The 20853-nt window shown below is 61.5% G+C and carries 17 protein-coding genes; 6 read left to right on the forward strand and 11 right to left on the reverse strand.

Going from position 1 to position 20853, the window contains the following annotated elements:
- Nucleotides 1–81 precede the first annotated feature (81 nt).
- The 10 genes from fis to gcbA form a co-directional block, all read right to left on the reverse strand.
- On the reverse strand, nucleotides 82–402 hold the full coding sequence (fis, locus tag WHX55_RS03000) for a DNA-binding transcriptional regulator Fis (RefSeq protein WP_015093301.1): 321 nt from the start codon (nucleotides 400–402) through the stop codon (nucleotides 82–84).
- Nucleotides 399–1409: a tRNA dihydrouridine synthase DusB gene (gene dusB, locus WHX55_RS03005; protein WP_150727809.1), complete on the reverse strand. Its 1011-nt coding sequence runs from the start codon at nucleotides 1407–1409 to the stop codon at nucleotides 399–401. Before dusB ends, fis begins: the two co-directional genes overlap by 4 nt.
- Nucleotides 1410–1593: 184 nt before the next feature.
- Nucleotides 1594–2847 (reverse strand): DUF3426 domain-containing protein, encoded by a 1254-nt coding sequence (locus tag WHX55_RS03010; RefSeq protein ID WP_150727808.1) that lies wholly within the window; start codon nucleotides 2845–2847, stop codon nucleotides 1594–1596.
- A 30-nt stretch (nucleotides 2848–2877) separates the two neighbouring features.
- Nucleotides 2878–3756 carry a 50S ribosomal protein L11 methyltransferase gene (prmA, locus tag WHX55_RS03015; protein ID WP_353742021.1) on the reverse strand — a complete coding sequence of 293 codons (879 nt, stop codon included), beginning with the start codon at nucleotides 3754–3756 and terminating at the stop codon, nucleotides 2878–2880.
- 300 nt (nucleotides 3757–4056) lie between these two features.
- Nucleotides 4057–5415: an acetyl-CoA carboxylase biotin carboxylase subunit gene (gene accC / locus WHX55_RS03020; RefSeq protein WP_150727806.1), complete on the reverse strand. Its 1359-nt coding sequence runs from the start codon at nucleotides 5413–5415 to the stop codon at nucleotides 4057–4059.
- Nucleotides 5416–5432: 17 nt separating this feature from the next.
- Nucleotides 5433–5897, reverse strand: a complete 465-nt coding sequence (gene accB / locus WHX55_RS03025; protein WP_150727805.1) for an acetyl-CoA carboxylase biotin carboxyl carrier protein — start codon at nucleotides 5895–5897, stop codon at nucleotides 5433–5435.
- A 24-nt stretch (nucleotides 5898–5921) separates the two neighbouring features.
- Nucleotides 5922–6377, reverse strand: a complete 456-nt coding sequence (gene aroQ, locus WHX55_RS03030) for a type II 3-dehydroquinate dehydratase (protein ID WP_150727804.1) — start codon at nucleotides 6375–6377, stop codon at nucleotides 5922–5924.
- A gap of 132 nt (nucleotides 6378–6509) precedes the next feature.
- A complete protein-coding gene (locus WHX55_RS03035; RefSeq protein WP_353742022.1) occupies nucleotides 6510–8255 on the reverse strand; it encodes a protein-disulfide reductase DsbD in 1746 nt (581 codons plus the stop codon).
- 172 nt (nucleotides 8256–8427) lie between these two features.
- Nucleotides 8428–10374, reverse strand: a complete 1947-nt coding sequence (locus tag WHX55_RS03040) for a methyl-accepting chemotaxis protein (protein ID WP_353742023.1) — start codon at nucleotides 10372–10374, stop codon at nucleotides 8428–8430.
- A 52-nt stretch (nucleotides 10375–10426) separates the two neighbouring features.
- A complete protein-coding gene (gene gcbA, locus WHX55_RS03045; RefSeq protein ID WP_150755880.1) occupies nucleotides 10427–12097 on the reverse strand; it encodes a diguanylate cyclase GcbA in 1671 nt (556 codons plus the stop codon).
- A 484-nt stretch (nucleotides 12098–12581) separates the two neighbouring features.
- On the opposite strand from gcbA, the gene WHX55_RS03050 reads away from it, so the two are divergent.
- The 6 genes from WHX55_RS03050 to WHX55_RS03075 all read left to right on the forward strand — a co-directional run bounded on the left by WHX55_RS03050 (nucleotide 12582) and on the right by WHX55_RS03075 (nucleotide 19368).
- Complete coding sequence (locus tag WHX55_RS03050; RefSeq protein WP_108230350.1) at nucleotides 12582–13649, forward strand: DUF2333 family protein; 1068 nt, start codon at nucleotides 12582–12584, stop codon at nucleotides 13647–13649.
- Between the two features lie 3 nt (nucleotides 13650–13652).
- A complete protein-coding gene (locus WHX55_RS03055) occupies nucleotides 13653–14222 on the forward strand; it encodes an NUDIX hydrolase (protein WP_353742024.1) in 570 nt (189 codons plus the stop codon).
- 291 nt (nucleotides 14223–14513) lie between these two features.
- Nucleotides 14514–14885, forward strand: a complete 372-nt coding sequence (locus tag WHX55_RS03060; protein WP_008053936.1) for a translation initiation factor Sui1 — start codon at nucleotides 14514–14516, stop codon at nucleotides 14883–14885.
- A 219-nt stretch (nucleotides 14886–15104) separates the two neighbouring features.
- On the forward strand, nucleotides 15105–17018 hold the full coding sequence (gene speA / locus WHX55_RS03065; RefSeq protein WP_056725278.1) for an arginine decarboxylase: 1914 nt from the start codon (nucleotides 15105–15107) through the stop codon (nucleotides 17016–17018).
- 233 nt (nucleotides 17019–17251) lie between these two features.
- Nucleotides 17252–18571, forward strand: coding sequence for a contractile injection system protein, VgrG/Pvc8 family (locus WHX55_RS03070; RefSeq protein ID WP_353742025.1), 1320 nt, complete (start codon nucleotides 17252–17254; stop codon nucleotides 18569–18571).
- Nucleotides 18568–19368, forward strand: a complete 801-nt coding sequence (locus tag WHX55_RS03075) for a DUF4123 domain-containing protein (protein WP_353742026.1) — start codon at nucleotides 18568–18570, stop codon at nucleotides 19366–19368. The genes WHX55_RS03070 and WHX55_RS03075 overlap by 4 nt, the downstream gene beginning before the upstream one ends.
- A gap of 28 nt (nucleotides 19369–19396) precedes the next feature.
- Here the strand turns inward: WHX55_RS03075 and WHX55_RS03080 are convergent, their stop codons facing one another.
- Nucleotides 19397–20746 (reverse strand): MATE family efflux transporter, encoded by a 1350-nt coding sequence (locus WHX55_RS03080; protein WP_353742027.1) that lies wholly within the window; start codon nucleotides 20744–20746, stop codon nucleotides 19397–19399.
- Nucleotides 20747–20853 lie beyond the last annotated feature (107 nt).

Here is a 20853-nt window from a genome sequence, read left to right on the forward strand (position 1 = left end):
TCAATTTCCATCAAAAGCAAAGGAAGTCAGCAAAAAAGGCGACCGGTTTTACGCGGGCGCCTTTCTGGTTTGATTGAATGCTTACAGCAAATCGTACTGCTTGAGTTTCTTGCGCAGCGTGCCCCGGTTCAGCCCGAGCATCTCGCTGGCCTTGGTCTGGTTGCCCTTGACGTAATTCATCACGCACTCGAGCAGGGGAGCCTCGACTTCGGAGAGCACCAGGTTGTACACATCCGTGACGGCAGCGCCCTCAAGGTGGGCGAAATAATTGTGCAGCGCCTTCTCGACACTCCCGCGAAGGGTCTGGCCTTCTTCGCTTGGCGTATTGAGGTGCTGTTTCAAATTTACGTTGTCGCTCACGGGTGTTGTTCCACTCACTAAAGTCTCGGTCATCATCGTCATGCGGCCACCCACTCTCCGTCCCCTGTCAGGCTCTTGTAACGCTCGGCGAAAAACGCCCGAACGTTGGCGCATTGTGTATCCGTACCATCCAAACGATTGAAGTGGGCGCGAAACTCCCTGGCGCCCGGCAGGGTTGCGAGATACCAGCCCACATGCTTTCGAGCAATGCGCACACCCATGACATCGCCATAGAAGGCGTGCAGGGCGGCCAGATGCTCTAGCAGAATGCGTTCCACCTCGATCAGTTCCAGCGCCGGGAGTTTCTCGCCGGTACGCAGGAAATGGTCGATCTCGCGAAAAATCCATGGCCGCCCCTGGGCAGCCCGGCCAATCAACAGGCCATCGGCACCGGTCGCGTCGAGCACGTATCGGGCCTTTTCCGGCGAATCGATATCGCCATTGGCGAAGACCGGAATCGACACCGCCTGCTTGATCGCGGCAATGGTGTCGTACTCGGCTTCACCGGTGTACAGGTCGGCTCGGGTGCGGCCATGCACCGCCAGCGCCGTAATGCCTGCCTGTTCGGCGATCTTCGCCACCGTCAGGCCGTTCTTGTTGTCCCGGTCCCAGCCGGTCCGGATCTTCAGGGTCACCGGCACATCGACCGCAGCCACGACGGCCTGCAGGATCTCGGTGACCAATGCTTCATCCTTCAACAGGGCGGAACCGGCGGCCTTGTTGCAGACCTTCTTCGCCGGACAACCCATGTTGATATCAATAATCTGTGCGCCCAGCTCGACGTTGGCCCGGGCCGCGTCCGCCAGCATCTGCGCATCACCACCGGCGATCTGTACCGAGCGTGGCTCGGGATCGCCTTCGTGGATCATGCGCATGCGCGATTTGCGGGTGTTCCACAAACTCATGTCGCTGGTGACCATTTCCGAGACGACCAGGCCCGCGCCCAAGCGCTTGCACAGCTGACGAAAGGGCTGGTCGGTGACTCCCGCCATGGGGGCGAGAATCAAGCTGTTATGTAATGTGTATGGGCCGATGCGTACCGCCGACATAGGACTTCCCTGTTGTGGGGCCGGATCATGAGAGTTCGAAAAAGGGTTGGCATGATACCCGCTCTCGATGACTGGATAAAGGCTGAATTGAACAAAATCTGAACAGTTATTCTGTTATTACCCGTGGTTTGGTTGGCCAGGGGGAGTCAGAAAACCGACGTTAATCCCGGAACGATGAAGCGTTTCACTCCGGAGAGTGAAAGCTCAAACTGTAGTTCACGGCCTTGGCACCAGGGTCGAGAATGTCCAGGGCAATGTGGATCGGCGTTTGCGGAGGCATTTCCGCCATGCCTTCGAGATCGCCATTGAGGTACTCGCCGGGTTTGAAGCGGCGACTGGCGATCAGGTGGCCATTGAGGTCGGCGAAGCGCAGTTCCAGCAGCGGGAAGGGCTGGGAGAAGGGCGCGCGGTTATAGATGATCGCATCGACTACCAGGGCGCCATTGAACTCGGGATGGCTGCGCACCACCAGGTTGCTGCTCTTGATTTTCGCGATGTCGACCTTGGAGGGCACGGTGCAGCCGATTTGCGGGCACAGTTGCTGGAACCACGGGCGATATTGATCCTGTCGCGCCAATTCGTCGAAATGGTAGGCGATGTACTGGCCGGCGAGGGCGCCAGCGGCAATCAGCACCAGCAGCAACCACAACAGCCGCCGCCCCCAGGGCGAGCGGCGTTTTTGCCAGTCCAGTTGCAGCGGATCGTCGGTCAGGTCTTGCAGCATCTCGGCGCGCACGCCCGGTTCGCTGCGTTCGCGTCGCTTGCGCAGCGGTTCGATCGAGGGCAGGTCGTCGTCGATTTCGCTCTCGTCGGCGGCCGACAGGCGTTCGTGGCTCAGCGGTGCATCGAGCGGGTCGTTCAGGCGCAGCTGGGGTGGTTGCTGCTCGTCGTCGAGATCAACCGGTTCCAGGGACAGCGAAGGTTCGGTGCGCGAGGCTTTGCTCGGTTCAGGTGTCGGCTCTGGCGCTTCAAGGCTATCGAGTGGTTCGTCGACTGGCGCACGATCGGCCGCCGACGCACTGAACAGGCTGTCGGACCACGGCCCCTCGTCGTCCTGCCCGGTGCTATCGCGACGGGCACTCAGCGAGTCGTCGCGATGGCGGCCGAACTCGGTGGTGGGCTGGATTTCCCGCTGTTCGAGCCGGGCGAGCTCTTCGTCGAGGTCGAGACTGTCCAGGTCCAGTTCGGTCGCGCTCCATTGCTTTTGGCTGATGGCGCGCGGTGGCGTTGGATCGAGGGGCTCCGCAGGCTGCACAGGCGGGAGCGGCGTCGCGACCGGTGATTCCTTGCCGGCCTGCTCAAGCAACTGCCTGGCGGCATTGAACACCTGCAGGCAGGAGCCGCAACGAACCACCCCGCGCGCCACGCTCAACTGGGCATGGCTGACGCGGAAGCTGGTTTGGCAATGCGGGCACTGAGTGACGAAGCTATCGGTCATGCGGCGATCCGGATTATGCAGGCGCTCATTCTAGCGCCGACGGCCAGTGATGCGCACCCAGCCATCGCGATTGGCGATCGGGTCCAGATCGAAGTCTTTGGCATAGGCCGCAGCGACTTCATCGCCTTGCTCGGCGAGGATGCCCGACAGCGCCAGGCGACCGCCGGACTTGACCAGACCGGACAACTGCGGCGCCAGGGAGACCAGCGGGCCGGCAAGAATGTTGGCCACCAGCACGTCAGCCTGAACCTGTGGCAAGTCTTGCGGCAGATACAGCGGGAAGAGCTCATCGGCAATGTTGTTGCGTCCGGCATTGTCGCGCGAGGCTTCCAGTGCCTGCACGTCGATATCGGTGCCGACCGCTTCTTTCGCGCCCAGCAGCAGGGCGGCAATCGCCAGAATCCCCGAGCCGCAGCCAAAGTCCAGCACGTTGCAGTCCTTCAGGTCCTGGCCGTCGAGCCATTCCAGGCACAGCGCGGTGGTCGGGTGGGTGCCGGTGCCGAACGCCAGGCCCGGGTCTAGCAGCAGATTCACTGCGTCAGGTTCCGGCGCGGCGTGCCAGCTCGGCACGATCCACAGGCGCTGGCCGAAGCGCATTGGCTGGAAATTGTCCATCCAGCTGCGTTCCCAGTCCTGGTCTTCGATCACTTCGCTGTGGTGTTCAGGCAGCGGGCTGCCGGTCAGCAGCTCCAGATGGGCCAGTACCGGGCCTGGCTCGGTGCCACCTTCGAACAGGGCCAGCAGGTGCGTGTGAGACCACAGTGGCGTGGTGTTGAGTTCCGGCTCGAAGATCGGCTGATCTTCGGCGTCCATGAAGGTCACCGACACGGCGCCCACTTCAAGGAAAGCGTCTTCATAGGTTTCGGCTTGTTCTGGGCTGATGGCGAGACGTACTTGCAGCCAAGGCATGGCGGGCACCTTTGAAAAATATTGATTGCAGCCTAGCGGGCTGCGAGAAGGGCGCAAGTTTACGCGAGAGAGCGGGTTTTGTGGGAGTGGGTTGACCTGGGGCTGTCGCGACTTCCGGTTAAGCCCGAAACCCTGTGGGAGCGAGCTTGCTCGCGATGGGGCCGGTACATCCAGTATCGGCGTTGACTGATACACCGCTATCGCGAGCAAGCTCGCTCCCACAGGGGCGGTGTTCAGTTGGATGAAATGTCCAGATACAACAAAGCCGCCCGAAGGCGGCTTTGTTGATCGGGTCGAAGCTTAGTGCTTCTCGCCAGCCAGCTTGTGCTCGAGGTAGTGAATGTTCACGCCCCCTTTGCAGAAGCCTTCGTCGCGGGTCAGGTCGCGGTGCAGCGGGATGTTGGTCTTGATCCCGTCGACCACGATTTCGTCCAGCGCATTGCGCATACGCGCCATGGCTTCGTCGCGGGTTGCCCCGTAAGTGATCAGCTTGCCGATCAACGAATCGTAGTTCGGCGGAACGGCATAACCACTGTACAGGTGCGAGTCGACGCGAACGCCGTTGCCGCCTGGTGCGTGGAAATGCTTGACCGTGCCCGGGCTCGGCATGAAGGTTTTCGGGTCTTCGGCGTTGATCCGGCATTCCAGCGCGTGACCGCGGATGACCACGTCATCCTGGGTGAACGACAGCTTGTTGCCGGCGGCGATGCTGAGCATCTCCTTGACGATGTCGATGCCGGTGACCATTTCCGAAACCGGGTGCTCTACCTGGACACGAGTGTTCATCTCGATGAAGTAGAAGCGACCGTTCTCGTACAGGAACTCGAAAGTGCCTGCGCCACGGTAGCCGATGTCGATGCACGCCTTGACGCAGCGGGCGAGGACTTCCTCGCGTGCGTTCTCGTCGATGCCCGGTGCCGGCGCTTCTTCGAGAACCTTCTGGTGACGGCGTTGCAGCGAGCAGTCGCGGTCGCCCAGATGGATAGCGTGGCCCTGGCCATCGGAAAGCACCTGGACTTCCACGTGACGTGGGTTGGTCAGGAATTTTTCCAGGTAGACCATCGGGTTGCCGAACGCAGCGCCCGCTTCGGTACGGGTCAGTTTCGCGAAGGAGATCAGGTCTTCTTCTTTATGCACAACGCGCATGCCGCGACCACCGCCGCCGCCAGCGGCCTTGATGATCACCGGGTAACCAACTTCGCGACCAATGCGCAGAGCGGTTTCTTCGTCTTCCGGCAGCGGGCCGTCAGAACCCGGAACAGTCGGTACGCCGGCAGCGATCATGGCGTGCTTGGCCGATACCTTGTCGCCCATCAGGCGAATGGTTTCGGCTTTCGGGCCAATGAACGCGAAGCCGGAGTTCTCGACCTGTTCGGCGAAGTCGGCGTTTTCCGCAAGGAAGCCGTAGCCCGGGTGAATGGCGGTGGCGCCAGTCACTTCGGCCGCGGCAATGATTGCCGGAATGTGCAGGTAGGAGTGGGCGGCCGATGCCGGACCGATGCAGACGGATTCGTCTGCCAGGCCCAGGTGCATCAGTTCCTTGTCAGCCTTGGAGTAAACGGCGACGGTCTTGATGCCCATCTCTTTGCAGGCGCGCAGGATCCGCAGGGCGATCTCACCGCGGTTGGCGATCAGAACTTTTTCCAACTTCGCAGTCATCAAAGGCTCTCCGCGGTTCAAACGATGGTGAACAGCGGTTGGTCGTACTCAACCGGCTGGCCGTCTTCGACGAGGATGGATTCGATCACACCGCTGGTTTCAGCTTCGATGTGGTTCATCATCTTCATGGCTTCAACGATGCACAGGGTGTCGCCTTTCTTCACGGTCTGGCCGACTTCTACGAAGGACGGCGAGGTTGGCGAAGACTTGCGATAGAAAGTACCGACCATCGGCGAACGGGCAACGGTGCCGTTCAGTGCTGGAGCGGCGGCAGCAACAGGTGCGGCAGCGGCAGCCGGAGCGGCGGCAGCGACAGGCGCGGGGGCTGGAGCATGCATTGGAGCTGGCGCGTAGTACTGCTGAGCCGGGGTCTTGCTGTGACGGCTGATGCGTACGGACTCTTCGCCTTCCTTGATCTCGAGCTCGTCGATGCCGGACTCTTCCAGCAATTCGATCAGTTTCTTAACTTTACGGATATCCATGAATCATCAACTCCCAAGGGTCGGTCAGGGGCGGTTAACTTGTTGTTCAAGCTGTTCCAGGGCGGCCTCCAGGGCCAGTCGATAACCGCTGGCGCCAAGGCCGCAGATCACTCCCACCGCTACGTCGGAGAAGTAAGAGTGATGGCGGAAAGGTTCGCGTTTGTGCACGTTAGACAAATGCACTTCGATGAATGGGATGCTCACCGCCAGCAGCGCGTCACGTAATGCGACACTTGTATGTGTAAAAGCTGCTGGGTTGATCAGAATGAAGTCCACGCCTTCACTGCGGGCAGCGTGGATGCGGTCGATCAATTCGTACTCGGCGTTGCTTTGCAGGTGCAGCAAATGGTGACCGGCTTCGCGGGCACGGCGTTCCAGGTCCTGGTTGATCTGCGCCAGCGTCGTGGAGCCGTAAGTGCCCGGTTCGCGGGTGCCGAGCAAATTCAGGTTGGGTCCGTGCAGAACGAGTAGCGTCGCCATCGGCGGTTCCTATGTTATCTGTGAGCAATTGTCAGAACCCGGCGACTATGCCGCAAAGCCTTTGTGACTGTCCAGTTCTCTGCAATAGCCAGCACGATGACCGATGTTTGCGCGAAATATATGACTGCTTGATTAAATTTGGTCATTCGCCCTGGTTACACGTTCGGCGAAGTCCTTGGCGTTGATCTCGCCGATCACTCGCACATCGGCGCGTTCGACGCCGTCCTTGCCGAAAAACATCAGGGCCGGTGGGCCGAACAACTGGTAACGGTCGAGCAGGGCGCGTTGCTCGGCGTTGCTGGCGGTGATGTCGAAGCGGATCAGCCGGTAACCCTTGAGGCGTTCGATGACGATAGGGTCGTCCAGCACCTCACGCTCGATGACTTTGCAGCTGATGCACCAGTCGGCGTACCAGTCGAGCAGCAGCGGTGTGCCGGATGATCGTGCGTCGGCGAGTGCGCGATCCAGTTCGGCCGGCGTGCTGAGGGTTTGCCAGGTGCTGGTGTTTTGCGCTTGTCCGTTGCTGTCAACGATACGGGGCTGGCCAATCGGGTTGAGCGGGTCGGTCTGGCCGCTGAAGGCGCCGTACCAGCAGGCCAGTGCATAAAACAGCAAAAACATGCCGAGCAATTGGCCCAGGCGTTTGCGCGGCGGTTTATAGACGAACTCCAGCGCCCCCATGAACAAACCGACACCGCCGGCCAGCAAACCGATCAGCAGCAAGGTGACCTGACCCGGCAAGACGCGGCCAAGCAGGCCGATGGCCAGCCCGAGCAACAACACGCCAATCGCGTTTTTCACGTAGACCAGCCACGGACCGCTTTTTGGCAGCCAGGCTGCGCCACCGGTGGCCACCAGCAACAGCGGTGCGCCCATGCCGAGGCCGAGCATGAACAGTTTCAAGCCGCCGCCCAGCGCATCGCCACTGGCGCTGATGTACAGCAGCGCCCCGGCCAATGGCGCCGAAACACAGGGTGAAACCAGCAAACTGGAGACCACGCCCAACACTGCGGCGCCCCACAGTGACCCGCCTTTGGTGCGACCGGCGATGTGGTCCAGGCGACTGCTGATGGCATGTGGCAACTTGAGTTCGAAGACGCCAAACATCGCCAAGGCAAACACAGCGAAAAACATCGCGAACGGCACCAGCACCCAGGCCGATTGCAGTCGCGCCTGTAGATTGAGCTGGGCACCGAACAGGCCCATCAGGGCTCCGAGCAGGGCAAAGCAGGCGGCCATCGGCAGCACATAGGCCAGTGACAGATTGAAACCGCGCCAACCACCGATCTGACCGCGCAGTACCACACCAGACAGGATCGGCAACATGGGCAGCACGCATGGCGTGAACGTCAGACCCAGGCCCGCGAGGAAAAACAACGCCAGTTCGCGCCAGCTCCATGGATAAACCGTGGCCGGAGCGCCGCTGCCATCGATGCTCATGCGCTCGGTTTCCGGTGGATAACACAGGCCTTTGTCGGCACATCCCTGATAGGTCACGACCAGGGTGAAGGCGCGTTGGTCGGTGCGCGGCAACTCGACGTCGAGAATGCCGTGATAGACCTCGACATCGCCGAAGTATTCATCGTGCTTTTTCTGACCGTCGGGCAGTTTCGCCGCCCCCAGGACAACATCGGCCGGCTCGGCGCGAAATTGAAAGCGGTGGCGGTAGAGGTAATAACCTTCGGTGGCGACGAAACGCAGCTTGATCGATTGCGGCGTACTGTCTACCAGGCTCAGCCGGAAAGCTTCGCGTACCGGCAGGAAATCGGCGCTGTTGTTGATCGAGCCCAGGCTTGAGCTGGGTCGGTTCTCCAGCAAGCCAGTGGCGCTGGCCGGCAGGGCGAACACTAAAAACAGCAGGCAGAGCAAACGGCGCATGACGATCTCGCGTATCGGAATTGGGGGGATGATAGCGGACGGCGGCGTGGTATGCAGGAGGGGAGTCTGAGGTGTTTGTTCTGACGCCATCGCGAGCAGGCTCGCTCCCACAGGGGATCTGCGCCGTGCACAAATCAAATGTGGGAGCGAGCCTGCTCGCGATGGCGGTCTGTTAGACGCGGAAAGCCTGAACGGCCGTGTGCAATCGCCCACCCAGCACCAGCAAGTTCTCCCCTTGCTCACGCCCTTCGCCAATACGCAGCAAGTTATCCCCACCCAACTGGTGAATCCGCTCACTGTGGTCACGGATTTCGCTGACAGCGCCGCTCTGCTGGGCGGTGACATCGGCGATGCGTACTGCCGTGTCGGAAATGGTCTGGATCGCGCCGACGATTTTATCCAGTGCGCCGTCAGCGGCCTGGGCCTGGCTGGCCGTGGCTTCGGCGTGTTCGACCTGGGCGCGCATGCCTTCCACCGATTGCCGCGCGGCGGTTTGCAGCCCTGCGATCAGCGTCTGGATTTCTGCCGTGGCCCCGGCCGTACGTTGCGCCAGTGAGCGCACCTCTTCGGCTACCACCGCAAAGCCTCGGCCCATTTCCCCGGCCCGGGCCGCCTCGATGGCGGCGTTCAAGGCCAGCAGGTTGGTCTGGTCGGCAATCGAGCGGATCACCGTCAACACGCCGCCGATGGTGGCCGACTCTTCGGCCAGGTGTTCGATCATTTGCGCATTGCCTTGCACCTCATCCACCAGCGCATGCAGGCCGGTGAGGCTCAGGCCGATGACTTTCTGTCCGTGCTCCACGGCCAGGCCGGCGTGGCGGCTGGCGTCGGCGGCCTGACTGGCATCGCCGGCGACTTGTTGAATGGTCGCCTCCAGTTCGCTGAGGGAGTCGCGGATCAGTGCCGTGTCGCCGGCCTGATGCTCGGCACCGTCATGCAGGTCGTTGCTCAGGTCGGCCAGGGTGCGGCTGCTGCCGGCCACCTGTTCGGCATTGCGGCGAATGGTCCCCACCAAGTCCACCAGATAAGCGCGCAAGCGGTTGAGCGAAGCTTCAATGTCATGCAATTCGCGGTTGGTATTGCCCAGTTGAATGTCGCGGCTGAAGTCGCCTTCGGCCCAGGTCGAGAGGGCCGGGGCGAGGTTGGTCAGGGTCCGTGCCAGTTTGCGCTGCAGGGTGTCGATCAGCAGGGCGATCAACAGAATCAACCCGATCATCACGCCTTGCATCAGCCGCACTTCAGCCTGGATCTGCCCGTGCTGGGCGCGCACCACCGGTTCCAGCCCGGCAATGGCCTGTTGCACGTCGGCGATTTTCAGGTGGGTCGCCGCGCTGAGGTCGGCGCGTTTGCGGATTTGATCGCGAGTGCGCGAGAGCTCGGCCGGGTAGCGGGTGAGCAGGCTGTTGAGCTCGCGCTTGAGGCCGACGCCGGCATCTTCGGCGACGGTTTTTTCCTTGTTCTCAAGGCCCATCATCGAGGCGAAATCATCGGTGTTCGACTCGCTGCTGGCGGTCACGCCCAGCAATGGCAGGGCGTCGAGTTTCTCTGCCTGGGCACGGATATTGGCCACTTCGCGTTCGACATCGGCGGCCAGTTCACTGCGACCGCTGCTGACCAGTTTGTCCCGGGCCAGGGACAATTTACCCAAGTGCTGCGATGCGCTGAGCAGCGGCGTCAGGTAGGCCGCATTGCCACTGGCGTACTGGCTGAGTTGATCGAGACTGGCACCCAGTTCGCGCTCGGCCTGCAGCAGCAAGGCCTGCGGATCACCTGCCAGTTTGCCGGCGGCCAGCAGGTCGGTTTTGCTGAATTCTTCAAGGTTCGACAGGCTGGGGCGCAGCGTCTCGGCCAGAGCTGGTGGCAATTCGCCGAGTTCTTTTTGCAGGCTGTCGATGCCTTGGGCGGCACTGCTCAGGCGCAGCGCATCGCCGCTGCCCAGGTAACCCTCGACGCTGCGGGCGACTTCATTCTGAAACTGCTGCGACAGGCCCAGGTAGCGCTCCATTAATAGATACGGACGCTCAAGGGCTTTCTGCGACCACCACAGCGTGGCGCCGAGGGCCACGCACACGGCCACCAGAAGGAGGGTATTAAGATTGGTCAGCAGCTTCAGGCGCATTACGGACTACCAACGGCAGAAATGGTAAGTGCCTGAAGTTATTGCGTTTCTGTTACAGGGTTATGACCGAATGGGTCGATTGAGATGAAAAAGTGGCACTTTGCTTTGATGCCAGTGCCGCCTGGACGCGGTTGCGTCCGGCACCTTTGGCACGATACAGCGCCTCGTCTGCCTGACTGGCCATCAACAGACTGTCAGAGTCTTCGCACAGCTCGACCACCCCGGCGCTGAAGGTGCACCACAGATCCTGCGGCTGGGCGGGGTAGTGGATTTCGGCAAAGCGCTGACGAATTTCATCCAGTACGTTCCAGGCCGCTTCGAGGTCGGTGTCCGGCATGACAATGGCGAACTCTTCGCCGCCGTATCGACCGATGAAGTCGGTCTTGCGCAACCGCTGCTTGAGGAACAGCGCCAGGCTCTTGATCACCCGGTCGCCCATGGGGTGGCCGTGGCTGTCATTGACCCGTTTGAAATGGTCGATGTCGAGCATGGCAAAGCTCAGCGGCTTGCTTTCGCGACGGGCGCGGAACGAGCAGTCTTCGAGCAATTGCAGGATATGCGTGTGGTTGTACAACCCGGTGAGGCTGTCGCGGACCATCCGTGCCTTGAGGTTGCGTGCCCGCGCCGCGCGGTTGCGCACGGTGGTGATCAGGTGCCGGGGCTTGATCGGTTTGGTCAGGAAGTCATCGCCGCCCTCGCTCATGGCGTCGAGCTGCTTGTCCAGGTCGTCTTCGGCCGACAGGTAAATGATCGGCACGCTGACGTAACGGTCGTTATGGCGAATGACCTTGGCCAGTTCCGTACCGGTGCAGGCCGGCATGTACATGTCGAGGATGATCAGGTCCGGCTGGAAATCCGCCAGTTCGGCCATGGCCTGGATCGGCTCGATCAAGGTCCGGGTGACGATCCCGGCGCTGTTGAGCAGGCGTTCGGTGTGCAAGGCCTGGGCGCGGGAGTCGTCGATGATCAGCACTTTATAAGGCTCGTACTGGGCAACGCAGGTCAGGACTTCGATCTTCTCCAGCAGGCTCGACGCATCGAGGGTGCCGGTGAGGAACTCCTGGCCACCGGCACGCACGGCGGCCAGGCGGGTCGGGGTGTCGGTTTCGTGCAGGCTGAAGAACAGCAGCGGCAAGCGATGGTCCAGGCCTTCCTGGGCTTCGGCGGCCAGTTTCAGGCCGACACCGGCGCCACTGAAATCCACGTCCATGACAATCGCCGCCGGCAAGCGCTCGACCATTGATGAGCGAAACGCATCTACGCTGTCCAGGGACTGGGCGCTGAGGCCGAAGAATTCCAGTTGCTTGGCCAGGCGCTCGGCGCGGTCGTGATCCTGCAACATCACGTAGATGGGCTTGCGCAGCGGTGGCAGGAAGGTTTGATCGAGTTGGTCGCCATGGCGCAGGCCGGTACGTGACAGGCGCTGCATCAAGCGATTGAGGTCGGTGATCAGGCCGCTGCTCAGGCGTCCGCGATTGGCGTCGACCGCCTCCAGGGACTGACCGATATGGCGTGCCAGTTGCGTGTGTTCCGGTTGCTCGAAACGCTCGGCGAAACGCAGCAGGCGCAGATTGGCCTCGCTCAGTTCCGAAAGGTCGGCGGTAGACCACTCACTGCGTTGCAGGCGCTGCCATATCTCAAGAATCTGACGAGCCTGATGAATTACCCGCTGGGCAAAGTGGTGCTTGAGGCGCTCGCGGCTGGGGTCTTCTGGCTCGGTCATAACCTGACTACTAGTTAGGGTGCACGCTGAGGTCGAGTGGTGGCTCTATGCTAGCACCACTTTTCCATTGCATGAGTGCTGTACGTCAATAATCTGCAATGCGACTTCATTCAGTTTGTGACCTGGTGGTCTGATTCGAGTCGTTGAAGTCGTGGTGTGCGGGGGGGAAGTGCTTGAATCAGGGCACTTGGTGGGTGTGAGGCGGGAATGGGCGAGTGACTGAATTTAGGCCATTCATGATTTTTTGCCAGTGCCGATCGGCCCGGTTTTTTGGATTTCGGAGTGTCGGGGATCCCCTTAGTGTGGCAATCCAAACCATTAGTAGGGGGGGGAGGACCGCAGCGTCGTCGGGTGGGCAGGAACACTTTTCATCCGCGAGCCCGGTAATTTTCCGCATCGGTGCAATGGCGGGTGCCGGGCCAAGGCACGTTGTTGTATGGTTGTGGTCGAACCGTTGACCTCAAGAGCTTGAAAGGAAATCGCCATGCTGGACTGGAAGAACCGCACAGGCAGTGCGCCTGAACGTGCCGCTGAACCGAAGTCGGAGACCCGCAGTTATCTGGGCGGTCTGTTGTTCAGCCGGGCGCTGGCCACTCTGCTGGGCATCTACCTGTTGGTGGCGAGTGTCCTGGGCTGGTACTGGAGCCAGGAGCCGGCACTGTTTCCGGTCCAGCAAACCGCGCAACTGGCGGCCGAGAAAGAAGGCAAGCAGATGGTCGTCGGCTACACCACGGTGGAAACCCTCAAGACCGTCGCCGGCACCTTGCTGACCAAGCCGGGCGGCTATATTTCCAACGACCGATTCCCGCCAGGTCTGTGGATGGACAACATGCCGAGCTGGGAATATGGCGTGCTGGTGCAGGTTCGCGACCTGAGCCGGGCACTGCGTAAAGACTTCGCCCGTTCGCAGTCGCAGTCCGCCGAAGACGCCGACCTGGCCAAGGCCGAGCCGCGTTTCAACTTCGACAACAAGAGCTGGGTGCTGCCGTCCAGTGAGTCCGAGTACCAGGAAGGCATCAATTCCCTGAGCCGCTATCAGGCGCGCCTGTCCGATCCGAACCAGAAAAGCGCGTTGTTCTATGCCCGCGCCGACAACCTGAACAACTGGCTGGGTGACGTCGGCACTCGTCTGGGTTCGCTGTCGCAACGGCTGTCGGCCAGTGTCGGCCGGGTCAAGCTCAACACTGCGTTGAAGACCGAGGTGGTGGCACCGGGTGTGGCGCCGCAAGTCGATGAAGAAATCGTCGAAACGCCATGGCTGCAGATCGACAACGTGTTCTACGAGGCTCGCGGCCAGGCCTGGGCTCTGTCGCACTTGCTGCGCGCCATTGAAGTGGACTTTGCCGATGTGCTGGCCAAGAAGAACGCTACGGTCAGCGTGCGCCAGATCATTCGTGAGCTGGAAGCGTCGCAGGAGCCGGTGTGGAGCCCGATGATCCTCAATGGCAGTGGCTTCGGCGTACTGGCCAACCACTCGCTGGTCATGGCCAACTACATTTCCCGGGCCAACGCGGCAGTGATCGATTTGCGTCAATTGCTCAATCAGGGCTGAGTCATGGTTGATAACTCTGTCGATGGAATGCGAGAAGCCGCGCACCGTGCGGCCTCCGATGCCGAACAGATCGCCTGGGTCGACGAGCAGGACAACCTGCTCGGCGCTCTGGTCCGTTCCGATTTGCGCGAGCGCGGGCTGATCGGGCGCGGTACCTACATCATGTTGTTCAACTCCACTGGCGAACTGTGCGTGCATCGACGCACGCTGAGCAAGGCGATCTATCCCGGTTTCTGGGACGTGGCGGCGGGCGGCATGGTGCTCGCCAGTGAAACCTACGCCGAATCGGCGGCCAGGGAACTGGAGGAAGAACTGGGAGTGAGTGGTGTGGAACTGACCGCCCATGACCACTTTTTCTTCGAGGACACCGGCAATCGCCTTTGGTGTTCGGCGTTCTCGGCGGTGTGGGACGGCCCGTTGATCCTGCAACCGGAAGAGGTGCTCGAAGCGCGCTTTATTCCCATCGATCAGGTCATGCTGGAAATCGAGCAAAAGCCTTATTGCCCGGACTCACTGGCGGCGTTGAAGCGCTATCTGAAGGCTCAACAAAGCAACGTCGCAAAACAGCTATAAATTGGCGCCGATTGGCTCTTAGCAATCGGCGTTTTTGCCGTTACACTGCGCGACCTTTTTAAACTGAACCGGTATTGCTTGTCCTGTAGGAGCGAGCTTGCTCGCGATGGACGTCAACGATAACGCGCGGTATCAGACAGCACGTGTTGTCCGTGGGTTTTTCGCGAGCAAGCTCGCTCCTACAAGGGTTGTACCGTTTCAGTAGCGCTGCCCCTGCCTGAGTGGGGCTTCGCGGTCGATAGCACTTCCCAAGTGCTGCGACCAGTCTTTGTCCTCCGAAGAGGATTGCCGGTGGCCAAAAAAGCCGCATCCTTCGCCGCCCTGGGCGGCCTGGTATTTTCCACCGACGCAGGTCGTCATTGCCCGGAATGCAGTAAACCGGTGGACGCCTGCATCTGCAAACAGACCGTTATCCCGGCCGGCGACGGCATCGCGCGCGTGCGTCGCGAAAGCAAGGGCCGTGGCGGCAAGACGGTGACCACCATCACCGGCGTGCCGTTGGCTGAAGACGCGCTCAAGGATCTGGCCACGACGTTGAAGAAACGTTGCGGTACCGGTGGGGCGCTGAAAGACGGTGTCATCGAAATCCAGGGCGATCATGTCGAGCTACTCTTGGCAGAACTGATCAAGCTCGGTTTCAAAGCGAAGAAGTCCGGCGGCTAGCAGCCTCTGTGAAAACCACCCTCGGCTTGATCCGGTCCTGATGACATTCAGGTCCGGCATCGTCTACATGGTTTTCACAGAGCCTGTTCATGACCGGTATCTAAACTCACTGCGGTCGGCGGGGTCTATTGCCTCGTTGACGAACCGTCATTTTCATTCTTTAGACTGCGCCGGCCTGAACCCAGGCGACGCACTATGACTTCTTTATAGGGGACTTCGATGTCCGTACGACGCACACGCAAAGACGATGGCAGCCAATGGACAGTTGCGGACAGCCGCAGTGTTTACGGGATTCGCCATTGGGGGGCCGGGTATTTCGCGATCAATGACGCCGGTCGCGTCGAAGTTCGTCCGAACGGTCCGAGCAGCTCGCCTATCGACCTGTACGAGCAAGTCGACCAGCTGCGTAAAAGCGGCCTGTCCTTGCCGTTGCTGGTCCGTTTCCCGGACATCCTGCAAGACCGCGTGCGTCAGCTGACCGGTGCCTTCGATTCGAACATCGAGCGTCTGGAATACCAGAGCAAGTACACCGCACTGTACCCGATCAAGGTCAACCAGCAGGAAGCGGTGATCGAGAACATCATCGCCACCCAGAACGTTTCCATCGGCCTGGAAGCCGGCTCCAAGCCTGAACTGCTGGCCGTGCTGGCACTGGCGCCGAAGGGCGGCACCATCGTTTGCAACGGTTACAAGGACCGCGAGTTCATCCGCCTGGCGCTGATGGGCCAGAAGCTCGGTCACAACGTGTTCATCGTGATAGAGAAAGAATCCGAAGTCGGCCTGGTGATCGAAGAAGCCAACTCGCTGAAGGTCAAGCCTCAGGTCGGCCTGCGCGTGCGCCTGTCGTCCCTGGCCTCGAGCAAGTGGGCGGACACCGGCGGCGAGAAATCCAAGTTCGGCCTGTCGGCGGCGCAACTGCTGTCGGTGGTCGAGCGTTTCCGTGCGGCGGGCCTGGACCAGGGCATCCGCCTGCTGCACTTCCACATGGGTTCGCAGATCGCCAACCTCGCTGACTACCAGCACGGCTTCAAGGAAGCGATCCGCTACTACGGCGAGTTGCGTAACCTCGGCCTGCCGGTCGATCACATCGACGTCGGCGGTGGCCTGGGCGTGGACTACGACGGCACACACTCGCGTAACGCCAGTTCGATCAACTACGACATGGACGACTACGCCGGCGTCGTGGTCGGGATGCTCAAGGAATTCTGCGATGCGCAGAGCCTGCCGCACCCGAACATCTTCTCCGAAAGCGGCCGTTCCCTGACGGCGCACCACGCCATGCTGGTGATCCAGGTGACCGACGTCGAGAAACACAACGACGACGTGCCGCAGATCGAGAACAAGGAAGCGCTGCCGGAAACCGTGCAGTGGCTGGTGGACCTGCTGGGTCCGACCGACATCGAGATGGTCACCGAGACCTACTGGCGCGCCACGCACTACATGAGTGATGTTGCCTCCCAGTACGCCGACGGCAAGCTGACCCTGGCCGAGAAAGCCCTGGCCGAGCAGTGCTACTTCGCCGTGTGCCGTCGCCTGCACAACTCGTTGAAGGCGCGTCAGCGTTCCCACCGTCAGGTGCTGGACGAACTCAACGACAAGCTGGCCGACAAATACATCTGCAACTTCTCGGTGTTCCAGAGCCTGCCGGACACCTGGGCCATCGACCAGGTCCTGCCGATCATCCCGCTGCACCGTCTCGACGAAGAACCGCTGCGTCGCGCGGTACTGCAAGACCTGACCTGTGACTCCGACGGCAAGATCAACCAGTATGTCGACGAGCAGAGCATCGAGACCAGCTTGCCGGTGCACGCGTTGAAAGAAGGTGAGGACTACTTGCTGGGTGTGTTCCTGGTCGGTGCCTACCAGGAAATTCTTGGCGACATGCACAACCTGTTCGGTGACACCGACTCGGTGAACATCTACCAGAACGCCGACGGCAGCGTGTACCACGCCGGTATCGAAACCCACGACACCATCGAAGACATGCTGCGCTACGTGCACTTGTCCCCGGAAGAGCTGATGACCCACTACCGCGACAAGTGCGCCAGTGCCCGCATCAGCGCCACCGAGCGCACGCAGTTCCTCGATGCCTTGCGTCTGGGGCTGACCCGTTCGTCTTACCTGTCTTCTTGAGGTAAGGCGCCGCGCACATCAGGTTGTCTGAAAATTCTCCGTACGTTGCGGAAAACTCAGATGACCTGGTGCGGCGCTTCTTTTTTTTCAAGCGAAATGACCCTCAGGCCGGGCTATCCAGGCGATGTGGTCTTCTTTTCGCGTAGGTCATTTCCTAAGTTGTACTTCGGCACTCTACTCGGCCATGTCTCTCAGCGAGAATCCCCGGCCGCCCCTCCTGTAGAGAATCGCCGATGTTCGATCCAGTCAACGAGCCTCCATTTCGTCTGGATGTAGCGGGTCTTCCCGACCCCTTCGAGGTCTTGGCCTTTACCGGCAGTGAAGCCATCAGCGAGCCGTTCGTGTTCGACCTGGAACTGCTGATCGATGACCCGGTGCTTGACCTTGCCAGTTTGCTGTACCGCCCGGCCTCCCTGCATTTCGGGCCAGCCGGATGCCTCGTGCATGGACAACTGCATGAGCTCGTCCAGCGTGATCATGTCTCGGGACCCCGACTCTGCCAGGTGCGCCTGGGGCCAAGACTGGCTTGCCTGGCCCAGCGCTTCAGCCAGCGAATCTTCAGCGCCCGTTCCGTGCCGCAAATCCTTGACCAGGTGCTCAAGGAGCACGGTATTACCGGCAAGGATCGACGCCTGGAGCTGAGCGGCGAATACCCGCCCCGGGACTTTTGCACGCAATATCGAGAGTCAGACCTGCAATTTCTCCAGCGACTGTGCGCCCAGGAACGGCTTCACTACCACTTCGAACACCGGGCCCGCGGGCACTGTGTGGTGTTTGGGGATGACCAGCAGCATTTTCCAACCGGCGAACCTGCGGTATTGCGCAGCGAGGGCGAACGGCCGGCGGTGCGGCAGTTCGAACGTCAGCACCGCGGTGGGACAGCGGTGCAGAGCGCCGAATGCCGGACGGATCTGGCGACCCTGCGCAGCGGTCGGTTGATGCCGTTGTCTGGTCATCCGGTTGCCGATTGCAATCGGCTCTGGCTGCTGACCCGCGTTGAGCATTGGGGCAGCCAGGATACGACGACGCCTTACCACAATCAGGCCCGTGCCCTGCAGTGGCCGGCACCCATCGAGCCGCCCTGTGCGACGGTCAAACCACAGATGCATAGCCTGCAACGGGCGTGGGTCGTCGAGGTCGATGAACCAGGCCCCGACCCGGCAAGGCCGGTGCCGGTGCAATTCGACTGGCTTTATCAGGGCGAAGGGGCGACGCCCAGTCATTGCTGGCTGCCCCTGGCCAGGCAGTTGCAGGCCTCGACGTTCTCGCCATTGCGCGAAGGAACCGAGCTGGTGGTGAGTTTTATCGAGGGCGACCCCGATCAACCGCAGATAACCGGGGTGCTGCATGCACCGGCAACGATCGAGGTGACGGACGCTGACACCCCACAGCCCATCTGCGCCCATGATGAGGGGCTGGAGCAATGGTTGCGCTCGGGAGAGCCATTACTGGTGTTGTGCCTGCTACCCGGTGGCGGCAGCTTCAACCATTGCGCGCAGGCTTTGTGCGCCTGTCGTATGGCGACGCAGCTTGGCCAGAGCTCTGGAGCATGATCGCCACACGCACGCCCGAGGCACCCCCGCAGTGGCTGTTGCTGGACGTGCCGGGCACGCCGCAGGCGGGTGTCACACTTCGGCAGATGTTTGCCCAGGCCCGATGGTTCGGGCTGTTCGAAGGTACGGAGTGGCATGCGCTGCATGAACAGGGACCGGTCCTGGTCGATCTGCGCACCTGCCCGGCACTGGCCGATTTATGCATCGTCGACGGACAACGCTGGCCCGGATTGCTGATGGCCAGCGAGGCCGGCGCTGCGTCGTTGCTGGTGCATCTGCGGCGCATGCTTACGGTCACGCTTGGCCTGCACCGGGCCCTTTTGAGTTACTACAACCCAACCACGGCCAGCTATTTTTTCGATGCCTGCGACGCCGTTGAACTGAGTCGCTGGCTAGGGCCTATCCACCAGTTACGCTGGTTCGGCGGTAGTTGGGCCGACCGTGCGATGGGGGGTGAAGGCTGGCAGCGCTTGTCCAACCCGGGGTTGGCGGTCAGTCCGTTGGCAGTCGAGGAAAGCCTCAGCGCAGTGCAGCAGGGGAAATTGCAAACCTGCCTGCTCGAACAGCATGCCTGGCGCTGGAACCGATCCACCGGTGTCGATTTTCCCCGTCTGTGGACCTATGTGCAGGAAGGGCTGGTGCTGGGTTTCAGCGAGCGCCCGGTGCTCGATGGCTGGATATGGCTACGCCTGCAGTATCCCGATGCCGTTCCCGTGCAGCCGCTGCCGAGCGGGACTCAACAGGAACGACTCGATAGCCTGCGTCGCCTGTGGCAGAACGATCGCCCCTGGCCATGAGGTCGAATATTGCCGGGGCCGCGCCCGATCAGTGAATGCCGCCGGCGAACCAGCCATCGTTACGGCGCAGGCGCCAGGCGATCATGCCGAGGGTCAGACTGCGCAGCAGCATGAACAACAGAAAGGTTATCCATAGGCCATGGTTGCCCCCGCCTTGCAGTGCCCAGCCGAAGGGCAGCACCAGCGCCACGGTCAGCAGCATGCCGTTGCGCATTTCCCGGGCGCGGGTGGCGCCGATGAACAGGCCGTCGAGCAGGTAACTCCAGACGGCAATCAGCGGCAGTACGGCGAGATAGGGCAGGTAGATGAACGCGGTGTCACGCACACTCTGAATGTCGGTCTGCATCTCGATGAACAGATGCCCGGCGAACAGAAACAACGCGGCAAAGCCCAGGCTTGCCAGCAACGACCAGCCACCGGCCACCACCAATGAACGGCGCAGGGCATCGCGGTCACGTGCGCCAAGCGCATGTCCGCACAGGGCCTCGACGGCGTGGGCCAGGCCATCGAGGGCGTGGGCGGTCAGCAGCAGGCCATTGAGCAGCAGGGCATTGGCCGCGACCGTGGCGTCGCCCAGCCGTGCGCCTTGCACCGTGATCAGGAAGAACACCGACTGCAGCGCCAGGCTGCGGATGAAGATGTCGCGGTTGACCGCCAGCAATGGCCGCCAACTCTGCCACAGCGCCAATGCCGCCCAGACGATATGCCCGGGGTAGGCGCGCAAGGCTTTGCGGGTCATCAGCAAGCCGATCAGTGCACCGGTCCATTCGGCAATCACCGAGGCCCGGGCCGCACCGACCACACCCCATTCCAGGCCGAGGACGAACCACAGGTTCAGGGCAATGTTGACCAGGTTGGTGCTCAGCAAAATCGCCAGCGGCGCCCGGGCATTCTGGTTGCCGAGAAACCAGCCGACCAGTGCATAACTGGCGAGCGCCGCCGGCAGGCCGAACAGGCGGGTGTGGAAGAACTCGCGGGTCAGTTGATCGAGCTCCGCCGACGGTTGCATGAAGTGCAACGCGACCCCGCTCAATGGTACGCCCACCGCCCCCAACACCACGGCCAGGCCGATGGCGAGCAACAGGCCTTGCAACAGAATCTGCCGCAAGGCCGCACCATCCCCGCGCCCGGCCGCCTGGGCGGCGAACCCGGTGGAGCCCATGCGCAGAAAGCCCATGGCCCAGGCGAGGAAGGTGTACAGACTGGCCCCGACCGCGACGGCAGCGAGTTGATGGGCGTGGGGCAGGTGACCGATGACGGTGCTGTCGACCAATGCCACCAGCGGTACGGAAATGTTCGAGAGAATCATCGGCGCAGCGAGCGACCAGACCCGGCGATGGGTAGGGCGGTCGCGCCAGTCGGCGGTCAGGTTGGACATGCAGGCTCCTTGGGAGCAGGCATTGTAGCGGCACATCTAGAGCAAACCGCGATCAATTGTGGGAGCGGCGGTGCGGCGATCCGACTTGCTCGCGAAAGCGGTCGTCC

Origin of the sequence: Pseudomonas fluorescens, assembly GCF_040448305.1 — a bacterium.
In the GTDB taxonomy this organism is placed as follows: Bacteria; Pseudomonadota; Gammaproteobacteria; order Pseudomonadales; family Pseudomonadaceae; genus Aquipseudomonas; species Aquipseudomonas fluorescens_BH.

Excerpts from the sequence above, each read along its gene's own strand:
- fis (WP_015093301.1), bottom strand. The coding sequence starts at position 402 with ATGACGATGATGACCGAGACTTTAGTGAGTGGAACAACACCCGTGAGC.
- dusB (WP_150727809.1), bottom strand. The coding sequence starts at position 1,409 with ATGTCGGCGGTACGCATCGGCCCATACACATTACATAACAGCTTGATT.
- WHX55_RS03010 (WP_150727808.1), bottom strand. The coding sequence starts at position 2,847 with ATGACCGATAGCTTCGTCACTCAGTGCCCGCATTGCCAAACCAGCTTC.
- prmA (WP_353742021.1), bottom strand. The coding sequence starts at position 3,756 with ATGCCTTGGCTGCAAGTACGTCTCGCCATCAGCCCAGAACAAGCCGAA.
- accC (WP_150727806.1), bottom strand. The coding sequence starts at position 5,415 with ATGACTGCGAAGTTGGAAAAAGTTCTGATCGCCAACCGCGGTGAGATC.
- accB (WP_150727805.1), bottom strand. The coding sequence starts at position 5,897 with ATGGATATCCGTAAAGTTAAGAAACTGATCGAATTGCTGGAAGAGTCC.
- aroQ (WP_150727804.1), bottom strand. The coding sequence starts at position 6,377 with ATGGCGACGCTACTCGTTCTGCACGGACCCAACCTGAATTTGCTCGGC.
- WHX55_RS03035 (WP_353742022.1), bottom strand. The coding sequence starts at position 8,255 with ATGCGCCGTTTGCTCTGCCTGCTGTTTTTAGTGTTCGCCCTGCCGGCC.
- WHX55_RS03040 (WP_353742023.1), bottom strand. The coding sequence starts at position 10,374 with ATGCGCCTGAAGCTGCTGACCAATCTTAATACCCTCCTTCTGGTGGCC.
- gcbA (WP_150755880.1), bottom strand. The coding sequence starts at position 12,097 with ATGACCGAGCCAGAAGACCCCAGCCGCGAGCGCCTCAAGCACCACTTT.
- WHX55_RS03050 (WP_108230350.1), top strand. The coding sequence starts at position 12,582 with ATGCTGGACTGGAAGAACCGCACAGGCAGTGCGCCTGAACGTGCCGCT.
- WHX55_RS03055 (WP_353742024.1), top strand. The coding sequence starts at position 13,653 with ATGGTTGATAACTCTGTCGATGGAATGCGAGAAGCCGCGCACCGTGCG.
- speA (WP_056725278.1), top strand. The coding sequence starts at position 15,105 with ATGTCCGTACGACGCACACGCAAAGACGATGGCAGCCAATGGACAGTT.
- WHX55_RS03070 (WP_353742025.1), top strand. The coding sequence starts at position 17,252 with ATGTTCGATCCAGTCAACGAGCCTCCATTTCGTCTGGATGTAGCGGGT.
- WHX55_RS03075 (WP_353742026.1), top strand. The coding sequence starts at position 18,568 with ATGATCGCCACACGCACGCCCGAGGCACCCCCGCAGTGGCTGTTGCTG.
- WHX55_RS03080 (WP_353742027.1), bottom strand. The coding sequence starts at position 20,746 with ATGTCCAACCTGACCGCCGACTGGCGCGACCGCCCTACCCATCGCCGG.